18 protein-coding genes and 2 tRNA genes are annotated in these 23,993 nt (G+C 45.5%); 6 read left to right on the forward strand and 14 right to left on the reverse strand.

Annotated elements, in window-relative coordinates:
* Nucleotides 1-149 precede the first annotated feature (149 nt).
* The gene (locus KN811_RS10450; RefSeq protein WP_247716463.1) at nt 150-1,199 is read right to left on the reverse strand and encodes a LacI family DNA-binding transcriptional regulator; all 1,050 of its coding nucleotides are present in this window, start codon (nt 1,197-1,199) and stop codon (nt 150-152) included.
* A 185-nt stretch (nt 1,200-1,384) separates the two neighbouring features.
* On the opposite strand from KN811_RS10450, the gene KN811_RS10455 reads away from it, so the two are divergent.
* Both KN811_RS10455 and KN811_RS10460 read left to right on the forward strand, forming a co-directional pair.
* Nucleotides 1,385-2,506 carry a mevalonate kinase family protein gene (locus KN811_RS10455; RefSeq protein ID WP_187964205.1) on the forward strand — a complete coding sequence of 374 codons (1,122 nt, stop codon included), beginning with the start codon at nt 1,385-1,387 and terminating at the stop codon, nt 2,504-2,506.
* 47 nt (nt 2,507-2,553) lie between these two features.
* Entirely contained in the window at nt 2,554-3,429 is an 876-nt protein-coding gene (locus KN811_RS10460) for a sugar phosphate nucleotidyltransferase (RefSeq protein WP_187964204.1), read from the forward strand.
* A 305-nt stretch (nt 3,430-3,734) separates the two neighbouring features.
* Here KN811_RS10460 and KN811_RS10465 read toward each other — a convergent pair whose 3' ends face one another.
* The 3 genes from KN811_RS10465 to KN811_RS10475 form a co-directional block, all read right to left on the reverse strand.
* Nucleotides 3,735-5,069 carry a DUF3472 domain-containing protein gene (locus tag KN811_RS10465; RefSeq protein ID WP_187964203.1) on the reverse strand — a complete coding sequence of 445 codons (1,335 nt, stop codon included), beginning with the start codon at nt 5,067-5,069 and terminating at the stop codon, nt 3,735-3,737.
* Between the two features lie 307 nt (nt 5,070-5,376).
* Nucleotides 5,377-6,735, reverse strand: a complete 1,359-nt coding sequence (locus tag KN811_RS10470; RefSeq protein ID WP_187964202.1) for a Gfo/Idh/MocA family protein — start codon at nt 6,733-6,735, stop codon at nt 5,377-5,379.
* Between the two features lie 186 nt (nt 6,736-6,921).
* Nucleotides 6,922-8,445: a Na+/H+ antiporter NhaC family protein gene (locus KN811_RS10475; RefSeq protein ID WP_345725266.1), complete on the reverse strand. Its 1,524-nt coding sequence runs from the start codon at nt 8,443-8,445 to the stop codon at nt 6,922-6,924.
* A 256-nt stretch (nt 8,446-8,701) separates the two neighbouring features.
* Here KN811_RS10475 and KN811_RS10480 point away from each other — a divergent pair.
* The 4 genes from KN811_RS10480 (at nt 8,702) to KN811_RS21940 (ending at nt 10,055) form a co-directional block, all read left to right on the forward strand.
* A tRNA-Met gene (locus tag KN811_RS10480) sits at nt 8,702-8,774 on the forward strand.
* Between the two features lie 35 nt (nt 8,775-8,809).
* A tRNA-Val gene (locus KN811_RS10485) sits at nt 8,810-8,884 on the forward strand.
* Between the two features lie 186 nt (nt 8,885-9,070).
* Nucleotides 9,071-9,571, forward strand: a complete 501-nt coding sequence (locus tag KN811_RS10490; protein WP_187964201.1) for an ecotin — start codon at nt 9,071-9,073, stop codon at nt 9,569-9,571.
* Between the two features lie 349 nt (nt 9,572-9,920).
* Nucleotides 9,921-10,055: a hypothetical protein gene (locus tag KN811_RS21940; RefSeq protein ID WP_282097918.1), complete on the forward strand. Its 135-nt coding sequence runs from the start codon at nt 9,921-9,923 to the stop codon at nt 10,053-10,055.
* Nucleotides 10,056-10,071: 16 nt separating this feature from the next.
* Here KN811_RS21940 and KN811_RS10495 read toward each other — a convergent pair whose 3' ends face one another.
* From KN811_RS10495 to sov, 10 genes are all read right to left on the reverse strand, one after another.
* Nucleotides 10,072-10,482 (reverse strand): VOC family protein, encoded by a 411-nt coding sequence (locus KN811_RS10495; RefSeq protein WP_247716464.1) that lies wholly within the window; start codon nt 10,480-10,482, stop codon nt 10,072-10,074.
* Between the two features lie 103 nt (nt 10,483-10,585).
* Nucleotides 10,586-11,308 carry a hypothetical protein gene (locus KN811_RS10500; RefSeq protein ID WP_187964199.1) on the reverse strand — a complete coding sequence of 241 codons (723 nt, stop codon included), beginning with the start codon at nt 11,306-11,308 and terminating at the stop codon, nt 10,586-10,588.
* 85 nt (nt 11,309-11,393) lie between these two features.
* Nucleotides 11,394-11,828, reverse strand: a complete 435-nt coding sequence (locus tag KN811_RS10505) for a nuclear transport factor 2 family protein (protein ID WP_187964198.1) — start codon at nt 11,826-11,828, stop codon at nt 11,394-11,396.
* 165 nt (nt 11,829-11,993) lie between these two features.
* Nucleotides 11,994-12,698, reverse strand: coding sequence for a LytR/AlgR family response regulator transcription factor (locus KN811_RS10510; RefSeq protein WP_187964197.1), 705 nt, complete (start codon nt 12,696-12,698; stop codon nt 11,994-11,996).
* The gene (locus KN811_RS10515; RefSeq protein WP_187964196.1) at nt 12,695-13,861 is read right to left on the reverse strand and encodes a sensor histidine kinase; all 1,167 of its coding nucleotides are present in this window, start codon (nt 13,859-13,861) and stop codon (nt 12,695-12,697) included. Before KN811_RS10515 ends, KN811_RS10510 begins: the two co-directional genes overlap by 4 nt.
* A gap of 304 nt (nt 13,862-14,165) precedes the next feature.
* Complete coding sequence (locus KN811_RS10520) at nt 14,166-14,876, reverse strand: energy transducer TonB (protein WP_187964195.1); 711 nt, start codon at nt 14,874-14,876, stop codon at nt 14,166-14,168.
* A gap of 222 nt (nt 14,877-15,098) precedes the next feature.
* On the reverse strand, nt 15,099-15,803 hold the full coding sequence (locus KN811_RS10525) for an energy transducer TonB (protein WP_187964194.1): 705 nt from the start codon (nt 15,801-15,803) through the stop codon (nt 15,099-15,101).
* Nucleotides 15,804-15,944: 141 nt separating this feature from the next.
* Nucleotides 15,945-16,349, reverse strand: coding sequence for a VanZ family protein (locus KN811_RS10530; protein WP_187964193.1), 405 nt, complete (start codon nt 16,347-16,349; stop codon nt 15,945-15,947).
* On the reverse strand, nt 16,339-16,719 hold the full coding sequence (gene gcvH / locus KN811_RS10535; protein WP_187964192.1) for a glycine cleavage system protein GcvH: 381 nt from the start codon (nt 16,717-16,719) through the stop codon (nt 16,339-16,341). The genes KN811_RS10530 and gcvH overlap by 11 nt, the downstream gene beginning before the upstream one ends.
* Before the next feature lie 139 nt (nt 16,720-16,858).
* Entirely contained in the window at nt 16,859-23,992 is a 7,134-nt protein-coding gene (gene sov, locus KN811_RS10540) for a T9SS outer membrane translocon Sov/SprA (RefSeq protein ID WP_247716465.1), read from the reverse strand.
* Nucleotide 23,993 lies beyond the last annotated feature (1 nt).

Genomic DNA, 23,993 nt, shown 5'->3' on the forward strand with positions numbered 1-23,993 from the left:
AAAAAAATACGTATTTACCTACATTTGAGACACGATTTAATAAAAGAATGATGTTTTATTAAAAAAACAATCATAAGTTTTACATGCTCTTTATTGCGATATGTATCCCTCCTATGAAAAAATCGAAAAAAAACTGCAAATGTACTTTCTTACTCCAGGTAATGCGTATAATTCTCAGCAGTAATGATATCTATGGGCAGCAGTTTGTTGTCTGGTATCTTTTTGTCGAAGGCAAAATATTCGGAAAGATAACTCACCCCCAGGTAGGCCTGTTGTCTGGGGTTTTGATGAATGAGGAAGTCGATATGGCCGGAATCCAGGCATTCCAGGTTTTTTTCTATAAGGTCATAGCCCACCAATCGTATCCTGGTGTCTGTTTCAGGAAGGGCTTCGGCCAGGAGATAGGCCTTGGAAGTGGTGACAAAAACCCCGGAAACTTCAGGGTATGTTTCGAGAAAACCGCGTACGGACTTCCGGATCTTCCTGATATCCTTTTCGGGGATCTTATGTGTTATTATCTGATGTTTCTGTTCCAACCCGTCAAAGTAATCCCGGAATCCTTTTTCCTTCTCCTGCATGTGTATGGCATTCTGGTAAATTTCATCCATATGCACCACCGCCAGGTGTTTTTTACCGGGAAGCAGCATATGCAGCAGCCCGCCGGCCACCCTTCCGCTCTTGTGCAGGTCCTGGCCTATAAAGCTCCTGGCATTGTTTGAATTAATGGAACTGTTGAATGTAGCCAGGGTAATACTGTTTTTTTTACAATACTCAGTAAAAGTAAGGGACTCTTTATAAAAGAGGGGTACGAACACTACACCATCGGGTTTATTCTTCAGCACTTCCTTGCTCCTGGCGTTGAAACTCCGGGTACTAGAAGGGTCAAAAAGGAATGTTTCTATCATAACCCCAAAAGCCTGAAACTCTTGCGAAGCTGTATTTATCCCTTCCAGACAGGGCGCCCAGTAAGGATCTTTTTCCGGGTCCGGAATAAGTACCAACAGCCTGTAGGTCTTGTTCTTTTTGAGGTTACGCGCCACCAGATTGGGCTGATAATCAATCTCTTTCAGTATCTTGGTGATCTTTTCATGGGCCTTTTTAGACACCTTGCCTCTTTTGTGGATAACCCTGTCCACAGTACCTTTAGAGACCCCTGCCATGGTGGCTATATCTGCGATGGTGTACTTTTTTTTCAGCATTGCTTTGTTTTAACATTCAAATATAAAAAAATAATTAATTCTTTTTTATATATTTGTGTTCGAGCACACTTTTTTTATACATTTGCGCTTCATAGAAATGGATTTTATATTTTAGCCATATCATTATCCTCCCGACCTGTACGAACGTGCAGTTTTTTTGTGTTAATGAGATAACGTTTTAATAGATGAATGACTTAACAAAAAAAGAAAACATATTTTCCGTTGCCCCGGGCAGGGTATGTCTTTTCGGAGATCACCAGGACTATCTGGAGCTTCCGGTCATCGCATGTGCCATCGACCGGTTCATCACCTTAAAGGCCATCCCGAACGACCAGAAAATATTTAACCTGTTTTTACCGGACCTCGATGACAAAAGAAATATTGCCCTGGATGTTTCCTCCCATGAGCTTACATACAGGGATTATCTCGTTTCTTCCCTCAAGGTGTTGCACCGCTACGGATGTAAACCGGACAGGGGGTACGATATAGAGATCAGGGGAGATGTTCCCATGAATGCCGGAATATCCAGTTCTACCGCAGTGGTAGTGGCATGGATAAATTTCCTGGCCACAGCTTTTGGTACGGACGAAGAAATGACGCCTTCCCTGCTGTCACAGATCGCTTATGAGGCTGAAGTCCTGGAGCACGGAGAACCCGGCGGTAAAATGGACCAGTACAGTATAGGCGTGGGAAATGTTGTATATATAGAGACTGGTGATGATTTTTCATGCAGTATCATCGGAGATTCTCTCGAAGGCCTTATTGTTGCCGAATCAGGGATTCCGAAAGAGACCATTGGCACCCTCAGCAGGTTAAAGAACAATGCCCTGGAGGCAGTGGCCCTCATCAAGGACAAACGGAATGATTTTGTACTGGAAGATACCATCCCGGAAGACATCCCTCAATACCTGGACATATTGCCGGATGCGCTACATCCTTTCTTTGAGGCAGCCGTAAAAAACCTCGCCTGCACCCGGCAGGCTCTGGAGCTGCTCAAGGAAAAAAAGCCTGATATGAAACGTCTGGGTGCATTTATGAACGAGCACCACAATATTCTGCGCGACCTGCTGCACATTACCGTACCCCGTATAGACGATATGGTGGAAGCGGCACTGCAAGCGGGAGCTTTCGGAGCCAAAATAGTAGGATCCGGCGGAGGAGGCAGCATCGTGGTCATTGCCCCGGGGAAGGAGAAAGAAGTTATCGACGCCCTTAAAAAAGCCGGCGCCAGGGATGCTTATAAAGTATCCGTAGACCAGGGGGCCCGGATAGTGAACAGCGTCCTGAAACCAAGTAGCAAACTATAACCGGGACAACAGAAAACAATGTCCCGGAAACAAACACAACCAGAGACATGCACGACAATCTGATCATTTTAGCCGGAGGAGCTTCCTCCAGAATGAAAAAACCGAGTTCCTCTACTGCACTGACAGAAGAGGAGATCAACCAGGCCAATGAGCGCAGCAAAGGGCTCATCGGGGTAGGTCCTGAGGGAAGGCCTCTGCTGGATTATGTTCTCTACAATGCCAAAGAGGCAGGATACAGGAACATATATATCGTTATCAGCGAAAAAGGAGGGCTCTTTAAGGAGTTTTACGGAAATACGCCCAAAGACAACAACTTTCACGGCCTCAACATTTCCTTTGCCATACAATATATACCGGAAGGCCGGGTAAAGCCTTTGGGAACGGCAGATGCCCTTTTCCAGGCGGTAGAGCAATACCCGGAACTCAACAAACAGGCCTATTCGGTCTGTAACAGCGATAATCTGTACTCGGCCAAAGCATTGCTCGCCCTGAGAAAGGCGGAAACCCCTAATGCATTTATCGCCTATGACCGCGATGCACTGGATTTCCCCCACGAAAGAGTTTCCCGTTTTGCCGTTGCACACACCAATGCTGAGAACCTGTTGCTCGGTATTGTTGAAAAACCAGCCGTAGAAGATATCCCGAAATACAAGGACGACAACGGAAAAATAAGGGTCAGCATGAACGCTTTTAAGTTTGATGGAAATACCTTCTATCCTTATCTGAAAGACTGCCCCATCCACCCGGAAAGGAATGAAAAGGAACTGCCCACTGCCCTGCTGAACATGATCAGGGATTTCCCGGCGTCTGCAACCGGTATTCCCTTTTCAGAACACGTCCCGGACCTTACGGCCAAAGACGATATTGTGGAAGTTAAAAAATACCTGGAAAAACACTTTCCCGACGAACTACGCTGGGAATAACAATACATATCCCTCTATCTAAAAAGAAGGCAGGACCATCCGGAAACGGGATCCTGCCTTTTTTCTTTTTCACACTTTCATAACATGAGTTTTTCGGTACAGGCCATATTCCATAAACATCGTTACCCTTCCGAAGGCCCCCGATATGTTATTCCTGTGCCGCAGCTACCCGACTTGAGATCGATAGCTCAATAATATCCTTGTCTCTGCATTAAGTAAAAAGACCACCCGAAACGTGCCGGGCAGCCTTTCTACCAAATCAAAATAAACAAAAACAAAGTGTGTAGTTTAGTATCTTCCTGTTTTTACCAGTCTTTTTCAAAAACGGACAGATCCACGGAGGGTGGTATACCAGATGCCTCCCGGATGTGATAACTGTCTACCTGGGTATTCTCACTGAAAAAGCCACAGTTTTTCATAAAAAAGGCTTTTCCGTCTGTTCCTCCTGCATAATCCATACGGGCTTCCTTTCTCGCGGTAGCATCTGCCGTGAATTTTGCCCTGGTCAACTCGTGCCATTTCCCGGAAGCGGTTCGCACCCATTGGTTGGCATACCGTCCTTTCCGGCTTTTATAGCCTGTTTCCGTCCGGAAATTCTCGAGGAAGGAGTGCAGCCTGGTCAGGTAAGTGCTTGTATGTGGCCTCCTGAAACTGGCGATCAACTGCCATTCTCCGGTCTCCGGGGCATAGAACCACGCCGTAAAATCGGTAGAATTGTTTTCGGAGGGCTCTCCCTTCAGTAAAAACCTGTAAGTCGTGCCGGCCTCCCACATAAACTTCTTATAGCTTTGTCCGCCGGAACCTTCATTGCCAAATTCCCCGGCATGGACCCCCTCGCCTTTGTCCAGCAGCACGATCTTGTAATCGTCGGGAATACTCGAAGGATCGTCCGTTTCATAGGGGCTCCACACGGAAAACAATATTCTTCTTTCGGTTTCTGAATTGACCTGGATACCAAAATATCCCTGTCCGAAACCGTTGGCCATAAAATAGGAACCAAGTACATCTTCCCCCTCGGGTATGGTGACCTCATTGTAAAACCAAAGAATGTCTTCCGAGGCGGGCAGCTCGTAATTGAGATGTATAGAAGGGCCTCTTCTGCCCCAGTAAAAATCGTCCTGTACGTAATAGACCTTTTCTGCTGTGGCCGCTCCTCCGATAAGTACTTCGTTGACATCGGCAATATAAGCCGACGACTTTTCCTTTCCCTGTAATTCCACATAGTAATACCCGGGGGTATCCACATTGAATGTTCCTACGGATATGTCTTTATAGTCCGTGTTTACTAGGGTGATTTCCCTGGTCATATCTCCCAGTGCCACCTTTATAACGGACTCCCCTGTCGGGGCCTTCGCATTCAATCCCACATAGATCTCTCCGGGAGTTGTGACTTTAAACCACGTTCGAATCACGTGATCCGTGTTGGTCCAGTTGTGAATGCCCGAATCGGAGATCACATCTTTGTTCGCTCCCTCATCGTTGATCACCCAACTGTTCCCCCCGGGAGGGATGCGGATGGAAAATTCCGGTTCTTTACCTTCTCCCGGTTCCGGATTGTCCGGTATTACACTCCCGTTTACGCAGGAAACGACAAATCCGGTTAAAAACAGCAGGCAAAGATATTTTACATTACAATTCATACTTCAGATCTTTTTCCATTATTCCGGATCAGTGAGAATAGTGTATTTTCCCGGTTATCCTTAGATTGTACTTCACAATACAGGCTTGTCACAGCCAGGCACAAACCCGGATCAACTCCTGCTTATGCCCGTGTTACCTATAATCCTTCTTTTAATCACATGTTCGAATTGTGCACGTGCACAATATAAAGCAAAAAAGAAAAGGGCTAAAGCAATTTATGCTTTCTTTACAAAATCGGAGTTTAATCCGTTCTTTTCAAAAACAACTTTTAAGCCGGATGTGCCCGGCTTAAAAGTTGTTGTAACACTAATATGTATCCTTTATCCAGTTATAGGGCTTGCGCTTTATCCACATTCCCCTGGTAAAGTCAGGGAAATCCTGAGGTTCCCCGTTGTTCTCGATAGATGCTTCGGAAAGCGGTGTCACGGCACTCCAGGCCGCGGCATCGTAGGCATCCAGAGGCGGTGCTATATTTTGTTTGGCGGACTCCACGAATGCGTTGAGCACAAAAAAGTCCATACCGCCATGCCCGGCCCCGGTGGCGTGCTCCCCGAATTTCTGCCACAGCGGGTGGTCGTATTTTTCAAGCCATTCCTTGTCAGAGTCCCAGCGGTGCGGCTCGGACTTGCCTTCTATATATATCCGGTCACCATCATTTTCCCAGAGCCCGTTGGCTCCCTGTACACGGAAACCGAGGGAATATGGCCTTGGCAGGTTACAGTCGTGAGTCACTATAATGGTTTCTCCGTGGGCAGTTTCTATGGTTGTTGTAATAACATCGCCCTGTTTAAATTTTACTTTTGCATTGGGATGGTTTTCTCCTCCGTGCTTTACGATATAATTGTGCAACCCTATGGCTTTGGAAGCATTAGAGGTCAGGGACACAAAACGGTTACCCCGGTTTATATTATCCATCACTGCTATGGGCCCCACACCATGTGTAGGGTATGTATCTCCATTTCTGTGAACAGAATGCCATGTTCTCCATTTGGCTTCGGAAATGGCTTTGTCGCCAAATTCAACACCGCCCCCATAGGGTTTTTTCCCGTCGTTGAACTTTACTTCGCGGAGGTCGTGCTGATAACCGCAGCGGAAGTGCACCAGTTCGCCGAATACATTCTGTTTTACCATATTCAGTACGGCCATTACATCGCGGCGGTAATTCACGTTTTCGAGTATCATCAGGTGAGAGCCTGTCTCTTCGTGTGTATTTACCAGGTCCCAGCATTCTTCCAGCGTATTGGCTGCCGAAACTTCCAGCCCGGTATACTTCCCTGCTTTCATGGCGTCTACGGCCATTCTTGTATGCCACAACCAGGGAGTTGCAATAACCACTGCATCTACTTCTTTTAATTCCAGTAGGTTACGGTAGTCATAATCAGAATCTCCGAATACTTTAGGCTTTTTAAATCCTGCATCCTCTATCTTTTTCAACGCGATCTTGATCCGTTCGGGATCAACATCACAAATAGCAGTTATTTCAAGATCTTTTCGCTGCAATGCATTGTTCAGATGATTGGTCCCCCTGAGTCCCACACCGATAAATGCAAGCCTCAGTTTGGTATCGCCTTTTCCGTAAATATTCCCGAAAGACATATTAGGCATTACGGAAATACCCGCCCCGGCTATGGCCGTTTTTCTGATAAAATCCCTTCTTGAGCTCATTTCTGTCAGTATTATTGTTTGTAATATGCGATTTATCTTAATTCCTCTACGAAGAAATAAATTTTTTGTCAGAAAACAAATGTGTTCGATAACAATTTTATATATCCTACAAAATTTTAACAGAAGGTAAGCCTTGAATGTTGCTTTTTCCTGATTGTTTGTAGTAAAATAACGCCTGTTTTGAGCTTACGCAAAATACACTCCCAAAACCAGGTACAGCAATGTAGTTAAAATTCCGCCGATCAGGGCATATGGCAATTGGGTATTGACATGATCTATATGATCGCTTGCCGAGGCCATGGACGATATGATGGAAGTATCTGAAATAGGCGAACAATGATCCCCGAAAACCCCTCCTCCGAGGGTTGCAGCGACTACCAGGGTCAATTCGGCCTGGTGGATCTCAGCCATCGGGATGGCAATGGCCATCATAATGGCAAAAGTACCCCATGAGGTCCCGGTAGAAAAGGCTATAAATGCGCTTATAACGAAAATAATGGCCGGTAAAAATTCCGGGGAGAGCCAATTTCTCGAAAGATCGGCTACAAACTTCCCCGTTCCCAAATGGTTACAGGCATCCCCGATAGCAAAGGCAAGTAGCATTAACAGTGCCAATGGCATAAGTTCGCTGATCCCTTTTAAAGTGATGTCGACCATCTCTTTTGTTTTCATGATACCCTGGGCCCTGTACAGGATCATCGCCACCAAAATGGCCGCTAAAACAGCATACAACACAGCAGAAGAGCCGGACCCCTGCCCGATAGACCGGAAAAGATGTTCTGAAAATGAGTTGGCATCTTCTACATTTGCCCAGCCGGTATATGCCAGGTTAACCGGCATCATTACGACCATGACCGCCAAGGGAACGATCATATTAAAAGCTCTGGCCCTGATCCCTTTTTTAGATTCAAACGAAGTTACGTTGTTCGAAAGCATGGGTTTGGCGTTCTTATTCATCAGCTCTCCCGTTTTCCGCGTCCTTTGCTCCGCTTTTGCCATTGGGCCTATATCTTTTTTGAAAATGATCACTATAAAGACGATCAGGATGGCGATCAGGGGATAAAAGTTATAGGCGATGGATGACATCATCAATGAAAAAGGGGCCTCGATACCCTGGGTGAGCAAAAGCCCCATGACAAATGCTCCCCATGCATTGAACGGAATAAGAATGGATGAAGGGGCTGAGGTAGAGTCTGCTATATAAGCCAATTTTTCCCTGGGGATCTTAAGTTCATCAAAGACAGGGCGGTACAGGGTCCCTACGGTCAGGGAACTGATATTGGTCTCTACAAAGAGCAGGATGCCTGTCAGCATAGCCAGCAATTGTACTATGACCCTGCTATAACCCTTCTGTTTTTTCTCAAAATAGGCAATGAGCTTATTGAGTTTATGAATAAACCCCTCAACCCCTCTCGAGTATTGAATAAACAACAACAATGCCCCCACCAGGGCACTGAACATAATGGTACGGGTATTACCGGGCGATTTAAAAACATCAACAAGCCCTTCTATGGTGGCCAGCGTTCCCGTAAAGACATTCCAGTCACTCATGATCACCCACGAAAACCAGATCCCGAAAAGCAGGGCCAGATAAACCTGCTTTGTTCTTAGTGCCAGAATAATTGCCAGTACCGGAGGTAAAACGGAGAGAAAGCCATAGTCGTCCATAGAGGTAAGTGAAATTATAAGCTCATTGATTAAATTGATCACACCAGATGACAGATGTAGATCCGACAAAAACGCTAGTGCACATAAGAGCAGTAGACCAGCACAAAATAGGTGATTTTTATTTAAAAAACCAATCTCACAGTTTTCCGGCAGGTATTTCCATTTAATTTTCGTCTCTCGGCTCCGTTAAAATCCTAACCCCCAACACTTCCGGGGGATTCAGGAAATTATATATTAAAATATCCTTACATTTGTTTGGCAGAAGATAAAAACCTCGTATATTTGCAACCGCAAACACCGCGGGATAGAGCAGTAGGTAGCTCGTCGGGCTCATAACCCGAAGGTCGCTGGTTCGAGTCCAGCTCCCGCTACTACGAAGAGCCTCAGGAATTCCTGGGGCTTTTTTGGGTCATTAACTCAGTTGGTTTAGAGTGTCACCTTGACAGGGTGGAAGTCACTGGTTCGAATCCAGTATGACCCACGTTTTTAGACAATTACAATGAGAGCATCGAGAAATTGGTGCTCTTTTTTTGTACTGCGAAAACTGCACAATTCCGTTTTCACCTATGCCATCAAATTTTTTAAAACACTATGGGCCCCAATCTAAAAAAAGCTCTGTTTTTATTCTGGCACAGGTTTTGATAAGCCAGTAAAAAACAAAATAATCATGAAAGTAGTATACAAGCAAACCGGTTTATTCTTTATTGCATTTTTATGCCTAAACACCATAGCTATGGCACAATCATCCATATCTAAAATTGACCTGTCTATTTATCCCAATCCTGAAAAAGGGTATAAACAAATGGTCATTGAGGTTCCGTATTCCGATAATGATGCAGCTAAGAAAATAGAGTTTACAGTTGGTAAATGGATGGAGGTTGATCCATGTAATAAGCACGGCCTTCAAGGCAGCCTGGAACAGAAAGACCTGGAAGGATGGGGATATTCTTATTATGTGTTCAAGTCCGATGGAAATGTTATGTCCACTCAAATGGCTTGCCCGGATAACAATAAAGTAAACCAGTTTATTACTTCCCAGCCGGAAATGGTAAGGTATAATGGTAAATTACCTGTTGTTATCTATGTTCCCGAAGGATATGATGTGCAATTTAAAATATACAAGGCAGAAGCGGATGTATACCAGGCCAGTGAGGTGAAACATAAGTAAATTAGCTTATAACCCGGAGACCATAGATTCAAACCAGGTATAACACGCGCCTATATTGTTAAAAAAGAGGCTGTCTTCCAAAAAGTAGATTACCCGTTACCCTGAACCCCGATGTATCGGGACAGGCTTTGTTTCAGAGTGATGGGTTACAGAACTTTTAGACAGCCTCTTTTTGGGTTTTTATTGAAATCGTGAGGTTCCCACAATTCCGGCAAAATGCGATTACAATGATTAAATAAATCAAAAACAATCATCCCGGGATCTGTTTTTAACATAAGATGCAATCTCTTTTTTCATTTAAACCATTATATTCGTATATCATCCATTCCTGATTTTATAACATAACAGTATGAAAATTAAAGAGAGAATTGGCTGGTTTGCCAGCAAAAAAACAGTACATTTTGTTTTATTGATTTTAACCCTGGCTTTTGTTTTATTCCGAATAGGGTTCGAGTACGGAAGAGTAATGGCAGGTGGGGCATAGCCTGCATAAGGACATGTTATAACTTATTATCATTTACTTCTATCCAGTACCCGTCGGGATCTTCGATGTATATCTGCTTAATGCCATCGGGCCGGGTATTGGTGGTATTGGCTTTTCCGGGCCAATTTTCAAAATGTACTTTTTTAGACCGCAGGAACTCCATAAAACCTTCCAGATCATCCGTATTTATAGCAAGGTGCACTCCTTTATGCGGCTTAAAATCCTCATTGCTTTTAATAAGGTGGATCTGCACCTTGTCGTTTAGCTGAAACCACCTGAAGTTTTCACCGAGACCGGCGTTATATATTTCCTCCAGTCCAAATATTTCAGCATAAAACCCGGCACTTTTATCCAGGTCCTTTACCAATATTGCATCATGGTCTTTTTTAAAATTAAAATCCTGGGATAAACTTTTCGTTATACTCATCAGAAGAACAGTTATTATTAATATTTGTTTCATAGTTACGGTGAAACGGCGTTGAATGTAGCATTTTTTTTCAATTCACAGTATAAACCACAACAGAATTCTCCTAATTTCCTTCCGGAACGGAACTAAGTTTTTTGTTATAACTCCACAATTCTGATGTTACTTTCTTTATCATCTCCCCGTATCCTTCCTCTTTGTCTGCCGGGGGATATCGTTCTAACAAGCCGTCGCAGGACTTCAGGTCTTCTATTTTATCCAGTGCTACAAATAACAGGTAAGTATCCGGACTTCCTCCCGAAATGGTTTTCATCCATACAAACGGCCTGCCCTGCAGTCTTTTTTCCAGTAATGGCTTTATCCCGGCTAAAAAACGGGTAAATGTACGTTCCCGGCCATGGCGTACCTGTACATAATATACCTGTAAATATCGGTTCCGGTACCAATTTTTCCCGAATGTACTGAACTCTTCCAGGATTTCCCTGTACGAGCCCGAAGGATTAACAACATAAGACTGCCAGTGTATCTTGTTATAACGGGCATTCTCAGCAGCATCGACTTTCCAGTGATCAAAATCCTTCCAGGCATGTGCAGGGGTGGCATCGATAAAACGCCCCCTTCTGTTACCATTCATCACAAACCACCCTATCCACGACCAGTCATCTCCCTGCAACTGGTGCCATTCCAGGTCTTTGGCATAGCCATTTATAAACGGATCTTCCATTCCACTCCTGATATCGTACTCGAAAAAGGCGAACACATTGTTTTGACTATAAGTCCGGACGTAGCATAAAAGGATCATTCCAATAAGGATCACTGACTTTTTCATATGTTTTGTAATTGCGGTAAACGAGAATCTCCTCTCCTTAATAACACGTATAAGCTCCATCTGTTTATACACCTGTTTTATTGTCTTACCCTTCTTTTTTATAGAATATTTTGCCGACAATTTTCCATTCTCCTTCTATTTTCAAAAGGTTTATATAGTCTATATACGTAAAATCCGTATATTCCGCTTCGAGCCGGGCATTTGCCGTATTCCCGGAAATACTTACAGACACGATCCTGGTTATCCTGTCTTGCGGTGGCCCCGGCTTGACCTTTTCCTTAAAAATCTCAAGAGCGTTCCCCTCCTTATACCCTTCTGCGTTTACGGATTTCATCGTTGCATTGGCATGAAATGCTTTTTGCAGAACCTCGAAATCATTATTCGTCCCCCCTTCCAGATAGTAATTCAGGGTTTTACATACTTCGGGATATTCTTCGCTTGTAGATTGTGCAAAGGTCATAGCAAACGACCCCATCACGAACACGAGAAACGTTATCCCGGATAAACAATTGACTTTCATTTTTTTTTGAATTTAAAAGGTTATTCTATGAAACTGTTTTAATGTCCAGATCTTATTTTTCCATGACGGTCTTCTTTCTCTTCAAAGAAAAAGAAAAACAGCTGCAAAAAAAGGGGGAAACTTCCGAAGTGTATTATAGGCTTCCGTATGGTATCGCAAATCGCATCAGTGCCGGGACAGGAGTTCCAGTATTTCCTTTTTCCTGTTCCTGCTCAACGGAATGGTTTCGCCGGAACTGAGAACAAGCTCAAAGCTGTTGGGTTTGATTTTCCGTACCGACCGCACCTCTGCCATGTTGGCCACATATGATTTATGTACCCTGAAAAATACTTCCGGTAATATCTTAATCAGTTGGTTCAGGGGTTTATCATAGAGTTTCTTTGTTCCGTCAAAGAGATGCAATTCGGCATAGATACCTGCGGCCTGTATAAACTTTATATTTTCTATGGCCACGAATCCAAGGCCTTTTTTACCTTTTAAGGCCAGGCGCTTTACATTTCTTTCCTGAGGGGGTATTCCTTCCACGTAGCGGTTCAGGGCTTTGGCTATCCGTTCTTTTTTAAAGGGTTTACCTACAAAGTCCATCACCCCGTGTTCAAAAGCCTCTATGGCGCGGTCGGTATAGGCCGAGACCACAATGGTATGGAAAGACCCGGCCACAAAGCTCCTGAGAAGTTCATATCCGTCCCTGCCATGCAGGTTCAGGTCCAGGAAAAGCAGATCGGTGTTCCGGTTTTCCAGATAGGTTTGAGCTTCGCGGAAAGTATATACACGGTCTATATGCACGGGGGCTGCAACAACTTCCTTTATAAACCGCATCAAACGGTTGGAAATGAGTTCTTCGTCTTCACAGATCAGAATGCGTATCATAAAAATATCTTTATCACGGACAACCATCCACCGGTACAGGGAGAAGAAGAGAAATCATACTTCCGGCCATAGGATTCCTCCAGCCGGGAAAGGACATATTGGTGCCCCATTCCTTGATCGGTGCCGGGCCGGGTATTTTCCCCATCATTGAACACTTCATACCGGCAGCAGGACTTGCTTTCCTTTTTGGTTATCCTGAAATTTCCAGCCTTTCCATTTTCATACCCATGCGTTATGCCATTCTCTACCAGGGTTAAAAAGACCCCGGGTGGAATCCGGTCGGCCTCGTTCAGGTTTGCGGTTTCCAGGTTGAACTTTATACTTTTCCGGACAGCCATAATATCCAGATAATGCCTTATAAGTTCCAGTTCGTCCTTTACCGGGATAAGTTTCTCATGGCTAATCTTTGAAAACAATTCAAATTCTTTGGACAGGTTGTCCACAAAATTTCCGGCCTTTTCCGGATCCGTATCGATGAGTTCCTGCAGTGAGGTCAGTGAATTGAACAAAAAATGGGGCTGTATGCTTTTTTTGAGCAACTGGTTTTCCAGCCAGGACGACCTTAGCAGTGCCTGTTGATACCCCCGGTTCTGCCTGGCGAGCTCCAGCCCTACGGACAGGAACATACAAAAGATAAAGAAAATGATCCCTACAAAATAGCCATAAGGCATATACCCAAAGACCCTGAGCAATACACATGCAGAAAAACCGATAACCCCCAGGAGTATGATCCCGACATCCTTTTTATTTTTCCATGCCCACAGGGTTTGTAAAAGTGCAATACCAAGCCCTATAAAAATATAAGTATACTCGTCCAGCAGGAAAAAGGAAAGGATGGAAATACCGATCAATGACGGGATGATGTATTTTTTAAATGGCAGGGCAAAATGGTATAACAGGAATATCTGCAATGAGCTCATTCCCAGCAGGACCGAAAGATAAATATAATCGTAAGTGGTAAGCGGAAGCAGGGGGATGATCCTTTCTTCTGCGGGAAGGCCTTTCAGATAGACCTTAAAAATATGAAAGAGGCAGTAAAGGGCAAAAAAGAGATAGGCTGCCCTCTTGTGATAGCCAAAATACAGGGCCAGGTTAAAACAGATCGTAGTACCAAGAATGGATACTATGATCAAAAAACTTTCGTAAGGATCAAGAAACATCATGGTTTTGCAATTATCCGGCTATTTTAGAGACCGCTGGTCTTTCAAAGATAAGTGAAATATCAACTTGCAGCACACAAGGGGGGGGCAAACGGAACCTGGTTTCCTACACAGGCATAAAAGACAAAAGCCCCCCGAAATTTCCGGAAGGCCCTATCTGATTATGAAAAATATTTATCACTACTACTCAACCAGGGTAGTCATGCGAGGGTAAATGTAATGATTTCTTTTTCATTTCGAAAATTTTTAACAAAACATATTTTTTTGTACAAAAAATGACACTTTTCGCTGCTTATTTTACTATGTTCTATTTCAATCTGAAAGTAATGGGAAGACTAAAAGGAACGCGAACGGCCCTGTTTCCCTGTTTTCCAGGAGTCATTTTGGGCAACTTGTCTATGATACGTGCGGCTTCTTTCTCAAGGCTCTTATCGGGGCCGCGCATATTCACCCCTGTAATGTTACCGTCTTTATCTATAATGAAGGTTACATAGACCTTACCCTCCACTCCTCTTTCTCTGGCCCATTCGGGATAACTGAAATTTTTTTGCACGTGGCGGATCATACTTTCCTGAAAACATTTCAGTTTGTCCTCGGCATCCTCGCATCCGGGGAATACCGGCACGCTTTCTACCAGATTAATGGAAACAGGTTCGTCAGAAACAGTTTCCGTTTCAGGTATATCGTCCACATCTATGGGCTCATCAAAGAGGTCTTCCGTAGGAAAGATCCGGGATTCCTCCTTTTCCGTGTCGTTATCTTCAGGTTCAAAATCCGGAGGGATCACATCAGGAGATGGTGGTGGCGGTGGCGGTGGAGTGTTCAGATCAATAACAGGGACATTTATTTCATCGGGAATATCATCTGCCTCAGATCCCTGGGCAATGAATGATGTTTTATCGTACTTCTTCCATTCCAGGCCTTTCCAGGAAAGGAATAATACCAGGGCCAGGCCAAGGGCAAAAAACAGCCCGCTGTTCCGGACCAGGTCGGCTTTTGGATTCTTTTTTGGTATCATATACTAAAGTTTAAGGTTAATTACTACACAGATGAAGTGCCATTCTTCGTAGTGTATAACTCACCTGTTCAACAACCATACCAGGCCCCTCTTGTCGAATACTTTAACATATGACCGCAGTCCGTATCTCTCTCCGGGCTTCCTATAAACCGATAGAGAAAAGGACATAAAAAAACCTGTCCGGAAAGATCCGGACAGGTTTTTATGTATTTTGAGATTATTTTATTGCAATTTGAAGGTAATCGGAATACTAAACGGAACCCTTACCGGCCTACCCCTCTGTTTTCCAGGGGTCATTTTCGGCAGTTTACTAATAATCCGCTGCGCTTCTTTCTCCAGGTTTTTATCCGGTCCACGCATTCTTACATTGGTAATACTTCCGTCTTTATCAATGGTAAACATTACGCTTACTCTTCCCTGTATCCCCATTTCCTGGGCAACTTCAGGATATCGGAAGTTTTTACGGATGTGCTTCAGCATCATTTCCTGGAAGCACGCTCTTTTATCCTTGGCATTTTCACAACCCGGGAATACCGGTACATCTTCAATCACGGCAAAAGGAACGTCCACATCTACCGGCTCTTCCACCTCGACTACATCTTCTACCTCGATCACCTCATCCTGGCTTGTTTCGGTAGACTCTATAACGGTTTCTTCAACTTCCTCTTCGTCTTCCACTACTTCGATGATTTCCGGAGCTGCGGGGGGCGGCGGAGGCGGCGGAGGTGTCTTCAGCATTTCGGTTATCGGAATTTCTTCCTCCAGTTCTTCATCTACATCCATTTTATAATTGAATGCCTCGTCCTTCTCATAATTTTTCCACTCCAGACCCTGCCAGGCAAGAAACATGACTAAAGCCAACCCTATCGCAAAATAGAGGCCACTATTCCTGGTGAGATCGGCTTTTGGATTCTTTTTAGGTTCCATTGATTCAAATTTTATCGTTTGGTTTACTTATACTTGTCCGTCACACTTTAACATCTTTATCCGGATGTTTTAACAGCTGTGTGGGTATTCCCGATTCTTTTACCGGTCGCTAATTTAATTATTTATTTGAATTGAAAGCAACTAATTTGCCCTTTTTGTCGTTTTATTTATGGCTTTTATTAGAATAACCGTAAAAATGCCACATATTACTCCTGTCGTGTTAGCCAATGCATCCTTAACATCTCCTGCACGGCCGTAAGCCATCTTATATTGTAATACCTCAACAATCATACCATAAACGATTGCAAAAGTAAGAGACAGGACCATTGCTCTGTTATCAAGTGAAGACAGGGGGGGAGTCTCTTTACTCAAAGCATAGTAACACAATATAAAGAAAACATAGTAAAATACAAAGTGGACGATCTTATCCAGATGCGGAAAGCCTATTCCGGGCAGCCCGGACGGAGGCATGAGGCTCAGGACCGTAATGGTGATAATCCAACCTACGGTCAATACCAGCAATATGATCTTTCTGTTATGCGCCAACCAGCTCCTTATATGCTTCACTGCTCAATAACTCCTCTACTTCAGAAGGATTGCTTATTTTTATTTTTATCATCCAGCCATCGTTATAGGGATCAGTGTTCACCTTTTCCGGCTCTTCTTCCAGGGCAGAGTTGAACTCAATGACCTCTCCGGAAAGGGGCAAAAACAGGTCAGACACTGTTTTTACGGCCTCTACCGTACCAAAAACCTCTTCCTTTTCCAGGGTTTCGTCCAAAGTCTCTACTTCTACATAAACGATATCTCCCAGTTCGCCTTGTGCGAAATCGGTGATCCCTACGGTAGCAATATCACCTTCAATCCTGATCCATTCGTGGTCTTTGGTGTACTTTAATTCAGATGGTATGTTCATTTGGTTACGTATTATATATTATTTTGCGACAAATGTAACTTTTAAAGTATTTTAATCCAAAACTTAAATGCGTTAAAAGTTCAATGTTGCAGGTCGCAGGTTGAAGGTCAGGATTTCTACCTTCAACCTCTAACCCTTTCTAATTTCCGAAATTATAACGCAGTGTTACGCCAGATCGTATGGTGGTCTGCGGATATGCGGTAGAAACTGCATATTCCGAAAACGTATGATCGTAGAAGAACAGTGCCGTAAAGTTTTTGGTCAGAGCATAATCGGCCGTAAACCTTATGCTCCAGATAGTCTGTCCGGATGTCACCTGGTTGTTGTCCAGGTCGAGGTTCCTTATGATGGTAATATTGTCGCGCAGGGAGAGATCGGCCTTCAGGTTGATATCTCCTTTCAGGGTTTGGCGGGTTCCGCTGATGCCGGTGGTAAAGGGCACTTCCTTAAACCGATACCCCAGGCCCAGGATGTATTCCTTCCCGGTGGTCTCGGTAAGCAAATTGTTGTCGAAGCTGAGCGACAGTGCCCGGTCTTTCTTGATCTCGGCCTGGACATTGATGGAGTTTTTCATTTCAAAATCCACACGGACCAGGGGATTGAATTGCTCCACAAGGGTAACATTGGTATAAAGCAATTCGTTCATAAAATTGCCCGATTGGTCCGCCTTGCCCGGATTTTGCTTACTGTATTCCAGGTTGGTCCGGAAAGAGTTCACACTATAACTGGCCCTGTACCCATGCCCCAGGGAAAAGCGCCGGAACCTGTTCTTGAACCAGTCGATCCGCATCAGCCCGGTATACTTGAGCGTCCAGTTGGGAATAGGGATATCGCGGAATACCCCGGTACTGATCTTGTCTACACTTTTACCGCTATATGCCGCGAGGAAAGCGGGCAGTAACACGGCCTGATTGTTCTTTCCGTAGCCTTTGGGATAACCTTCTTCGTCCAGGTTCTCCGGATCGGTGATATCGATTCCCCGATTCAGGGCAAGGCGGTTGGCTACTGTACGCCGGTTTTCCCGGAACTCTTCAAAAGTCTTGGAATTGACCTCATCACTTTTACTGAAGGCTGTTTTTATCAGTACGGTCGATATGGAAAAGTCCCCGTATTTGTTCCCGAGCAGACTGTTGTACTCCAGGTCCTTCGTCACTTCAAAATTTTCGGTATAACTGTCGGCATACTGACGGTTGGCCACCAGATCTATGGTAAGGTCCGGTGTTGGTTCCAGGTTAGCGGTAATGTTCAGCTGGTTGCTGTTTCGCTCCATATATTGCTGGTTGAGTTCCGGGAACTGTGTAAGCCATCCTTTTCGCGCTGCTTCGTAACGTACGTCGGCCTGACTTCCGAAGACAAAGCCCCATGAGGGCCGCAACGTACCTATAAAACCTACGGATTCGGTATATCCGGGCAATACTTTACCCCTGTTGTTCGTATAGTTCACATCGATACGCTTTATCATAGTAAGCAGGTCTATGCCTGCATCGGTCAGGCCGGAACCTTTTTGTTCCGGTTCTTCTTCTGTATTCTCCCCATCGGGGCGCAGCTTTACTTCCCGTCTTCTTACTGGGCCCTGCTTTTCTTTCGTGAGCCCCAGGTAATTGTAAAAACGATCCATTCCCATAGAAGCCTGGAGCACATGGGTAGAAGCATTTTGAACGGTGTTAACATTGCCCCCTGCAATTTCGTTTATAACATCGTTTCCACGCTGCCAGTCAAAATCGCCGGTGTAGGTGTAGTTGGCTTCTATAAAATTGAGGAAAGGTATCTTGCTGAACGGCAGTTCGTAATTGATCTGTAACTGCTGGGTATGCCTGTTGGGGTCCCCGGTATTCCAGAAACCGTCCCATATGTTAAGGTCATCACGAATGATGTTATTATTATCTTCGTCCTTATCGTAATAATTCCTGACGATGTTGTAATTGGAAGCGGTAAAATTCATCCGCAGCGACTTGGTGAGGTTATAGTTGACAGTGTATTGCCAGTCGAAAAGGAAATTCCGTTGTTGCAAAGTGGGCAGGCCGAGCTGATTGTCGGAGTCCACTCCTTGTACATCCACGGCCCGAAACTGCTGCTGGTTAAAGCTCCTGCTGATATTGGAATTTACCGAAATACTGGTAGGAAGCGGGTTAAAATTAAAATCCTTGAGCCATTGCCAATACCTGCTGCGGAGTATGGAATCTGATTTTTTGAGGGGTTCTACCTGTATGGGCTTAAAATTATAGTTGTAGGTAAAACCGGTACGGATACTCTGATCGCGCCGGTTTTCAACTTCAAAATCCCTGTGGTTCGTCTCGTTATAGGAATAATTAAAGGTAAAGTTTTCGATATCATACACCCGCTGTTTTTGTTCTTCGCTCCTGTTCTTTCGCACTCCTATGAGGTTAATACCCCTTCTTTTGGTGTAGTCTTCGGCCCGTGTTCTTATCGCATTCTTTTCTGCCCGGGTACCTGCAGCATCTATCCTGTCCTGCAATTTGAGGTCTTCGTAGACCGGATCGAACTCGGGGGTGATGAGCTCCTCTGAAATGGTATAATTGAACGGTATCTGTACGCCCCATTTCTTTGGCAGGAGCTGCCCAACATTTACATTGGTGTTTACGCCGTATTGTATAACATCTTCCCTGCTTCTTTCGTTTGGTCGTTGGTCTATGGCGCCAAAACCGGAGGTGCTCATACTTCCGGTAGCGGAAATATTGGCAAAATCGGCCACATTGGCATCGACCTGGGCTATGGCTGCCCATCCGCCCTTATTGTCCAGTTCGGCCAGGCGAAGCTCATTGAACCACACTTCACCGCATACCCTGTTTCCGGAAACATTTTTCACCCCTACCATGATCGCCCGTACGCTTCCCAGTGAGGGGTTTCCTTTAATCCCAAGCCTGAGCTCACCGGATTCCCTGGGAGCGAACTCTTCTACCTGGTTACCTTCCTCATCGTAGAACACGAGTTCCGAAAGCGTGGAATTGGCAATTCCGGCCGATTTTATTTTGGAAAACAGGCTGAGTGGTACATCCAGGTTGTTAATATCGGGCCACACTTCCTCAGAAGTCGATGCTCCGGGCCTGGTAACGTCCAGGGGAATTTCTACCTGGTAGTAATTTCCCGAAAAATCGGTCCCCAACCTCAGGAATGCCACAAGTTCACCATCTCTCAACGGGTTGTTCTTATAGGCCTCGGCATGAAGGAACATTTTTATGCGCTTGTATTGCCGCATATCCATTTCCACGTTTTTGTAAACGCCTCTCGAGTCTTCAGATTCCAATCCACATACGGCAAAAGACAGGGACTGTTCGTTTTCTCGCACCACCATATTGTTATTGGTAAGCTGCTCGCGCACAACTCCCGGAGGAAGCCTGTACGGAATGGGCGTACGCTGTTCGTTCTCCTCTATGTTCACAGTATTCACCACTACGGTAGTATTGTCGTCATCGGGATTATTGTCGATATCTTCCTGCAACGTCCTGGTATAAGCCCTCCAGTCGCCCCTTACAAGGTCCAGGGTCCCGAAACGGAGGACCACATCATCCCTGAAACCGGTAAGGTACATCCGCATAAAGCTCATAGACCGGAAATCGGTGATACCTCCAACGGCATTATCGAATTCCTTTACGGGGATCTTAAACTGTATCCACCTGGCTTTCACCGTCCTGTTATTCGGCACTTTGCGCTCTACTTCCTTGATATCGGAAACATATTTGTCGGACCGCTGGATATTGGGCTTTATGGGGATCCTGTATTCGAAATAGCTGTTTATGGTATTCATGGTACCATCGCCGTTGACGTCTTCCACATCGGGTTCCGTGGTGGAGCCGCGGTTATTGTTACCCACATTGACGGGTGAATTACCCTGTGGATTGTTGTAATTGAGGTAGCGGTCCAGAATACTACCACTGGCACTGATGTAATATTCGTAATTGTCGAGCGCCGGGTCTGGTCCGGAGTTATTGGTAAAGACGGCTGCCTCGGCCGCATCGTCCAGGCCGTCGAAACCTATATCCTGCAGTTCCCGGTTTTGTGTTTCCGCATCAAAGGCATAGACCAGCGATTGTGCAGAAGGCACTTTTCCCCAGGATGTCTCGGACACCAGGTCGGAGCTTCCCACGCCGGGGAGGCCGTTCTCGTATTGCTTTTTACCGTCTTTCAGTATATCTTCGGAAATATTCCCCAGGTTGAATACCAGTTCTCCTTCCCCGGTTCCTTCCACGCCTTCCACATAGGGGTCCATGACCCAGAACTGTATGTATTCTACATTGCCCTGCTCGAAGTTGGTACTGGAGATGGACCGCATGATACCACTCCAGCGTTCTTCCGGAGGCAGGTTCTCAAAATCGGCAGCGGGACTGTTGTTATACGGCCCTTTTCTCGTAGGATAATAGGCCAGATCGAGGGTAGATTGTACTGTGGTCTCCCCTTGTGACAGGTCTACCTCGGGAAATATTTCATCGATATAGATCCTCCGGGTCTGGTTGGTAGAAACATCGTCATTGCTTATACCGGAAGGTTTCTGGGAGGTGTAAAATATGGGATCTATGGTATACCAGGCCATTTTGGATCGCCCGTACCCGTTCTTCAGGTTTTCCGGATCGTCCGGAGAACTTCCGTACAACTGTTCTCCCGGCACAAACTCCAGGGGTGTACTGGCCAGGGACCAGGCCAGCGGGGCACGCATATCGATAAGGGTTTGTGCTCCTTCGAAATCATCTACATATACGGTGGCCTCCCCGTCAAAATTATCGTTTTTGGGAGAACCGGGGAGCAAATAGGCCACTTCTCCCCTTACGGACAGGCTGGACGGGGCATCGGTATCTATGTTTGGCAGTTTATTTACCCAGCGGGTGAGGAAAGGGAGCTCGGTGGAAAAGTTTCCGTTAACACCGAATATGGTGTTGTTTACGGGCTCCAGTCCATAACTGGCTTTTTGGGTAAGCGGTTTTTCGCTCATGTTGAGCAATGTAGCCCCGAGCATAAAGTTCTTGCTGAACTGATGTTCAATGTTCACCCCTGCAAACCTCCGGGTCTGCCTTCCGAATATGGCGTTGTTTTCCACGGAGACCTCGATGGGAACATTGGACGCCTTGAGGCTTTCGTCCAGTATCTGTACGGTACCGGTCTGATAATTGACCGTAAAATCGATACCTTCCTGTAATCTTCGCCCTCCCGCGGTGACCTTTACAGACCCCTGGGGCACGTTAAAGGCCCCGATGGGAATACCATCCCCACCCTCGGATTTATACCTTCCTTTTAACTGAAACTTGTTCTTATCGCTGTCTTCCAGTGCAGCCGCCTTGGTGAGGTTATACATGTTCCGGAACACGTATTTCTTCTGGTTGGGGTTATAGGAATCGGGCTGGTTGTAATTACCGCCCCCCAGCACATTGTGCAGGAATTCCCCGAAAGGCTCCACTTTGGTAAAGATAATACGCCCGGTCTGCGGTGCTATGGTCACCCCCGGAAGGTAATCGAAAAAACCGTCACCGCCGCTTTGCGGGTCGTTATATGCATTGAGCCGGTCGAAATTAAAAACATCGAGCAGTATTCTGTCCTGTAACCCGGAAGGCCATGACGATTCTTCTACCGGTTTTATGTAGTTTATGGGCGAAGGATCGGTATACAGTATATTGAGCTTAAAATCTTCCTGGCTGAGCTGGTAGGCTCCGGTGGCGTAGATATTTTTCATCATCAGGTCCCATATCGGGTCGGAAACATTGGTGATGTTACTCTTCAGCAGTTTCACTATAAGGCTCTGGTTGTTTACGGCAATAACCTGGCCGTTGGGCCCGGTTTCGTATTCGGTAGCATTGACCCCGTCATTGGCAAATTCCCCGACCTGGTAGGCCTGTCCGCGATAGGTATACTGGTAGGCTACGGCGAGAACCTCATCATTGCTGAGCCGCTGGTTAAGGGAAATATATCCCAGTTGGGCATTCAGGGTAAAATCGGTTCCCTGCACCAGTTTCTGGGCATTTTCGAGAATGGCATAGTCATAACCCTGGTTAACAATATTGCTTACGGACCCGAAACCGGATTTTACGGTAGCCACATCGCGTATCTGCGGGGTAAGCACGGCTGTGCCTCCTATTTCCCTAGGATCATAATCGTTGGCCCCGTTCCTGGGCAGCAGCCCTCCGGTACCGGCATTGAAAAATCCCGTCGGGGCATTGGTATTGATCCTGGTGTTTTGCGGGTCGACCTCCCCGAGATCCTGTATCCCCACAATATTCCTGATATTTTCTGTACGCTGGCCCCGGTTGGTTACCCAGACCTCTATCCTGGTGATCTGTACCTGGCTGTTGATGAAGGGGTAATTTTTAAGGGCATCATCATACTGGTCCCTGAAAAAATGCGAGAGGAAAAAGTGGCGGTCTTCATCATAATCGAGGGCAAAAAGTTCAAAATCCTCTACGGTCCCTCCTCCTTGTGCCACTACGGACCTGGTCTCTGAACGTTGTTCGGAAAACACCCCGGTGACCCTGGTCTTCCCAAACTGCAATTCGGTCTTGACCCCAAACAGGCTTTGAGCCCCGGTGATCAGCGAACTGTTGAGGGGCATGCTTACGTTACCCACTTCGATCTTGCGGATGATATCGTCTTCGGTAGGGGTGTATTCGAGTTTTATGAGATTCTGAAAATCATAGGTGGCCTGGGTATCGTAATTGGCCGTAACAGACAGTTTTTCGCCAACTTTACCCAAAAGGCTCATGCTTATCCTCTGGTCGAAATCAAAGGTAATGGTACTTCTGTTCCTCGGAGAGAAGGAAGGGTTGTCATTTCTATTATACAGTATACCGAGGTCCACGGCTACGGATCCCTGGGGAATAATATCGATATTGGAACCGCCGAAAATGGATTCGAAAAAGCCGGAATTGACATAGAAATCGGGCAAAAGGTCTTTCTGTGCTTCTTCACTGCCTTCTTTTTGCCCGGAAATGGCATCCATTTTTTGCTTGAAGTAGCGCTTCATGCTCTCTTTCCGTTCGAGTTCCCTGAATTCTTCCGGGGTAAGGATAATAGGATGGTCTATATCGAACCCGTCTATGGATTGTGAGTAGACATACATATCCATGACCGGGTCGTAGGTGTATTTGGAAGAAATACTTTCCGGGTCTTTCAACCTTATTTCTCCCGGGACACTCCCGGCCTGTACAGAGTCCTGTGATTGGGTTCCTGTTTCTTCCTGTGCAAAAGCAGCCGTCGCACAGAGTAAGAAAAGGGGCCATAAAAAAACTCTTAACGGTGTATATGTTTTTTGTAGGTTGGTAATTGTTTTCAAA

Origin of the sequence: Sinomicrobium weinanense (assembly GCF_018863395.1) — a bacterium.
Lineage (GTDB): Bacteria > Bacteroidota > Bacteroidia > Flavobacteriales > Flavobacteriaceae > Sinomicrobium > Sinomicrobium weinanense.

What these genes read in the sequence shown, in the direction of transcription:
- KN811_RS10450 (WP_247716463.1), bottom strand. Translation starts at nt 1,199, where the DNA reads ATGCTGAAAAAAAAGTACACCATCGCAGATATAGCCACCATGGCAGGG.
- KN811_RS10455 (WP_187964205.1), top strand. Translation starts at nt 1,385, where the DNA reads ATGAATGACTTAACAAAAAAAGAAAACATATTTTCCGTTGCCCCGGGC.
- KN811_RS10460 (WP_187964204.1), top strand. Translation starts at nt 2,554, where the DNA reads ATGCACGACAATCTGATCATTTTAGCCGGAGGAGCTTCCTCCAGAATG.
- KN811_RS10465 (WP_187964203.1), bottom strand. Translation starts at nt 5,069, where the DNA reads ATGAATTGTAATGTAAAATATCTTTGCCTGCTGTTTTTAACCGGATTT.
- KN811_RS10470 (WP_187964202.1), bottom strand. Translation starts at nt 6,735, where the DNA reads ATGAGCTCAAGAAGGGATTTTATCAGAAAAACGGCCATAGCCGGGGCG.
- KN811_RS10490 (WP_187964201.1), top strand. Translation starts at nt 9,071, where the DNA reads ATGAAAGTAGTATACAAGCAAACCGGTTTATTCTTTATTGCATTTTTA.
- KN811_RS21940 (WP_282097918.1), top strand. Translation starts at nt 9,921, where the DNA reads ATGAAAATTAAAGAGAGAATTGGCTGGTTTGCCAGCAAAAAAACAGTA.
- KN811_RS10495 (WP_247716464.1), bottom strand. Translation starts at nt 10,482, where the DNA reads ATGAGTATAACGAAAAGTTTATCCCAGGATTTTAATTTTAAAAAAGAC.
- KN811_RS10500 (WP_187964199.1), bottom strand. Translation starts at nt 11,308, where the DNA reads ATGAAAAAGTCAGTGATCCTTATTGGAATGATCCTTTTATGCTACGTC.
- KN811_RS10505 (WP_187964198.1), bottom strand. Translation starts at nt 11,828, where the DNA reads ATGAAAGTCAATTGTTTATCCGGGATAACGTTTCTCGTGTTCGTGATG.
- KN811_RS10510 (WP_187964197.1), bottom strand. Translation starts at nt 12,698, where the DNA reads ATGATACGCATTCTGATCTGTGAAGACGAAGAACTCATTTCCAACCGT.
- KN811_RS10515 (WP_187964196.1), bottom strand. Translation starts at nt 13,861, where the DNA reads ATGATGTTTCTTGATCCTTACGAAAGTTTTTTGATCATAGTATCCATT.
- KN811_RS10520 (WP_187964195.1), bottom strand. Translation starts at nt 14,876, where the DNA reads ATGATACCAAAAAAGAATCCAAAAGCCGACCTGGTCCGGAACAGCGGG.
- KN811_RS10525 (WP_187964194.1), bottom strand. Translation starts at nt 15,803, where the DNA reads ATGGAACCTAAAAAGAATCCAAAAGCCGATCTCACCAGGAATAGTGGC.
- gcvH (WP_187964192.1), bottom strand. Translation starts at nt 16,719, where the DNA reads ATGAACATACCATCTGAATTAAAGTACACCAAAGACCACGAATGGATC.